Source organism: Streptomyces oryzae (assembly GCF_017676365.1).
Lineage (GTDB): Bacteria > Actinomycetota > Actinomycetes > Streptomycetales > Streptomycetaceae > Streptomyces > Streptomyces oryzae.
This window is the reverse complement of record NZ_JADKMA010000337.1, coordinates 1-3,870: the sequence shown is the minus strand read 5'-3', so window position 1 is coordinate 3,870 and position 3,870 is coordinate 1. Positions and strand designations below refer to the sequence as shown.

The window sequence follows — 3,870 nt, the reverse complement described above, 5'->3', positions numbered from 1 at the left end:
GTGTCTCGGGGGTAGGGGTGACCGGAGCGGCGGGCTCTGCGGGGGCGGGCGGCTGCGCGGGGAGCGGGGCCGTGGTGGACGGTGCCGCGGTTTCTGTTGCGTCTGCGGGCCCTGCGCTCTGGTGCTGCTGTGCCGGAGATTCCTGTGCGCGGTCGTGCCGGATGCGCTTGGCCTGGCGTACGGCCCGGGCGCGGGCGATGGTGCCCATGACGAAGACCGTGAGCACCATCAGCACCATCAACTGGCTTATGAAGATGCCCCAGAACAGGCCGTAGCCGGACAGCTGGCCGCGTGGTGTGGAGGGCCAGGCGCCGGGGATGTCGTGCGGCTCGGTGATCAGTTCCCGTACCGCGAGCGGGGTCCTGGCGAAGGTGACGCCGTCCGGCCAGCTGCCGTGTGCCAGGAGGCCGGCGAGTCCCGTGGCGGTCCAGACGAAGACGGTCAGGCCCAGCAGGAAGGCGAGGACGCCCACCAGGAGGCCGTCGGGGATGCCTCCGCCGCCCCCACCGGACGCGCTGCGCGTCCGGTGGGGTTCATGGCCTGGGTGGTCGCCCCGGCTGCCCGGGTGGGGGCCCGGATGGTGGTGACGCTCACGGTCGTCGTATGACATCGGTACCGGTATTCAAGTGGGGCCGGTCGGTTGGGGCAAGATCCCCGGCGCGGCTGCGACGGGCGTGGCCGGGAGGACGGGCTCAGGCGACACCTGAGCCGGGGGAGGCAGGGCCGGACGGGGCGCGTTCCATGGCCATGGCCCGTGCCTCGGTCTCCGCTTCCAGGTCGGCCTCCAGTGCGGCCTCGAAGGAGGCGGCCGTATCGGCGTCCGCGGCGCTCTCCGTCATGGCGCGGTCGGTGAAGACCAGTGGCCGTTCGGCCTCGGTGACCAGGTGTTTGACGACCTGGACGTTGCCGTTGACGTCCCAGACGGCGATGCCGGGGGAGAGGGTGGGGATGATCTCCACCGCCCAGCGTGGCAGGCCCAGGACCTTCCCCGTTGCGCGGGCTTCGTCGGCTTTCTGGGCGTAAATCGTCCTGGTGGAGGCCATCTTGAGGATCGCGGCGGCTTCGCGCGCTGCCGCTCCGTCGACCACGTCGGAGAGGTGGTGGACGACGGCGACGAAGGAGAGGCCGAGGCGGCGGCCGAACTTCAGCAGGCGCTGGAAGAGCTGGGCGACGAAGGGGCTGTTGATGATGTGCCACGCCTCTTCGACCAGGAAGATCCGCTTGCGTCGGTCGGGGCGGATCCAGGTGTGCTCCAGCCAGACTCCGACGATCGCCATCAGGATCGGCATGGCGATGGAGTTGCGGTCGATGTGGGAGAGGTCGAAGACGATCAGCGGTGCGTCCAGATCGATGCCGACCGTCGTCGGGCCGTCGAACATGCCGCGCAGGTCACCGTCGACCAGTCGGTCCAGGACGAGGGCGACGTCCAGGCCCCAGTCGCGTACGTCGTCCAGGGCGACGTTCATCGCGTCCGCCGACTCCTGCTTGGGGTGGCGCAGCTGTTCGACGATGTCGGTCAGCTGTGGCTGGCGGTCGGTGATGGTGGAGTTGACGTAGGAGTGTGCGACCTTGAGGGCGAAGCCGGAGCGCTCGTCCAGGCCGTGGCCCATCGCGACCTCGATGATGGTGCGCAGCAGCGCCAGCTGGCCCGTGGTGGTGATGGCCGGGTCCAGCGGGTTGAGCCGGATGCCCTGGTCGAGGGCCGCGGTGGGGTCGAGGCGGATCGGGGTTATGCCCATCTCCTCGGCGATCAGGTTCCACTCGCCGACGCCGTCCTCACCCTGCGCGTCCAGGACCACCACCTGGCGGTCCCGGAACCGCAACTGGCGCAGTACGTACGTCTTCTCCAGCGCCGACTTGCCGTTTCCCGACTCGCCCAGCACCAGCCAGTGCGGGGCGGGCAGCTGCTGTCCGTAGAGCTGGAAGGGGTCGTAGATGTAGCCCTTACCGCTGTAGACCTCGCGGCCGATGATCACGCCGGAGTCGCCGAGCCCTGGCGCGGCCGTCGGCAGATAGACGGCCTGCGCCTGGCCTGTGGACGTACGGACGGGCAGGCGGGTCGTCTCCGTCTTGCCGAACAGGAAGCTGGTGAACGCTTCGGTGATGGCGGACAGGGGATCGAGCGCGGCCATGCTGGCTACCTCCGGCCTGGAGCGGCGGTGCGGGGGTGGAGCGTGCGGGCGTCGGAGCGGGTCGGTGTCATGGGTGGGCTCCTCAGCGCCGGATACCGGTGGCGAAGGGGAGGGTGTTGACGAAGGCGCGGTGGTGCTCCCTGTCGCACCATTCCAGCTTCAGATAGCTCTTGCCGGCCGAGGCGCGGATCGTGCGCTTGTCCCGGGCCAGCGCCTCGGGGGAGCGGGAGGAGACGGTGATGTAGCCGACGAGGTTGACGCCGGCCGCGCCCGAGGCCAGGTCCTCGCCGCGCTGGTCGACGCGGCCGTGTGCGGCGATGTCGCGGGGGTCGACGGTGCGGTTCATCTTCGCCGAACGGCTCGCCTCGGCCTCGTCGTTCGTTTTCTCCGTCAGCATCCGCTCGATGGCCAGTTCGGTCGGCTCCAGGTCCATCACCACGGCGACCGTACGGATCACGTCCGGGGTGTGCACCAGCAGCGGAGCCAGGAAGTTGACCCCGACCGGGGTCATCGGCCACTCCTTCACCCACGCCGTGGCGTGGCACCAGGGCTCGCGGGTGACCGACTCGCGGGTCTTGGCCTGGAGAAACGTCGGCTCGACCGCGTCCAGCTCGGCGGGCCAGGCGTTGCGCTTGGACATGGCCTGGATGTGGTCGATGGGGTGGTCCGGGTCGTACATCGAGTGGATGAGCGAGGCGAGCCGGGCCTGCCCGAGCGGCTGCCGCACCCGGATGTCGGCCTCGGTGAGCCGGGCGCAGATGTCCGTCAGCTCGCGGGCCATCACTATGGCCAGGCCCTCGTCCCTGGTCAGCTTGCGGCCTGCCGTGCGCCGTGCGGCCTTGGCGATGGTGGCGCCCTCGACGGCCAGTTCGCGGCTGTAGGGCATGCAGGCGATCAGATACGCGCGGTGCTGCTCGCTGGACGTGGAGACCATCGACAGCAGCTGGTCGTAGGAGGAGCGCAGCCAGCCGGCGGCCCGCTCATTGCCCCGCTGGGCGACGTCCTTGGCGTGCGCGTCCGGGTCGGCGGGCAGCGTACGGGCCAGCATCTGCAGCCGCGTCACATACCCGTCGCCGTTGGCCACGTGCTTCAGGAGGGTGCCGAAGCGCTCGACCAGTGCCTCCTGGTCCTCGCTGTCGCGCAGGCCGACGCCCGGGCCCTCGATCTCGATGGCGGCGGTCACGGTGCGGCGGTCGGCGTGCAGCAGCACGGCGATCTCGTCCGGACCGAACGGCGCCGACAACCAGTTGATCCGGCCCACGCCGGGCGGCGGGCCGATCTCCACCTCACGGCCGTCGAACATGGTGCCCGCCTCGACGGCGTCCGAACGATAGGTCGTACCGCGGCGCAGCAGCCGCTTGTAGGAGCGGTTGATCTCGAACCACCTGTAGAACGTACGGCCCTTGTACGGCACGTAGACAGCCGCCAGCGCGAGCGCGGGGAAGCCGACGAGGGCGGGGATACGGAACGAGAGGACGGGGATGAGCAGGCCGCTCATCATGCCGAGAAAGGCACCGACGACGATCAGGCCGATCTCGCCCGTCTCGCGGTTCTTTCCGACGATGGCGTTGGGCCGGGCCTTGCCGATCATGTACGTACGGCGCGGCGAGCCCAGCGAGGACCCTGCCACCTGGGACGGGGTCGTCATCCGCGGTCACCTCCCGAACTGCGGGGCCGGCTGGGTTGGGAACGGCCCGAGCCCGTGCCGCTCTGGCGGGGTGGGCGGGCCGAGTGGGGG

The 3,870-nt window shown here is 70.2% G+C and carries 2 protein-coding genes and 1 pseudogene; all 3 read right to left on the bottom strand.

Features of this window, described 5'->3' with window-relative positions; translation table 11 throughout:
- A pseudogene (locus ITI46_RS35310) lies at positions 1 to 610 on the bottom strand (hypothetical protein); the annotation flags it as partial.
- 82 nt (positions 611 to 692) lie between these two features.
- Complete coding sequence (locus ITI46_RS33620; protein ID WP_209243738.1) at positions 693 to 2,132, bottom strand: ATP-binding protein; 1,440 nt, start codon at positions 2,130 to 2,132, stop codon at positions 693 to 695.
- Positions 2,133 to 2,214: 82 nt separating this feature from the next.
- Positions 2,215 to 3,780, bottom strand: coding sequence for an SCO6880 family protein (locus ITI46_RS33615; protein ID WP_209243737.1), 1,566 nt, complete (start codon positions 3,778 to 3,780; stop codon positions 2,215 to 2,217).
- Positions 3,781 to 3,870 lie beyond the last annotated feature (90 nt).

Excerpts from the sequence above, each read along its gene's own strand:
- ITI46_RS33620 (WP_209243738.1), bottom strand. The coding sequence starts at position 2,132 with ATGGCCGCGCTCGATCCCCTGTCCGCCATCACCGAAGCGTTCACCAGC.
- ITI46_RS33615 (WP_209243737.1), bottom strand. The coding sequence starts at position 3,780 with ATGACGACCCCGTCCCAGGTGGCAGGGTCCTCGCTGGGCTCGCCGCGC.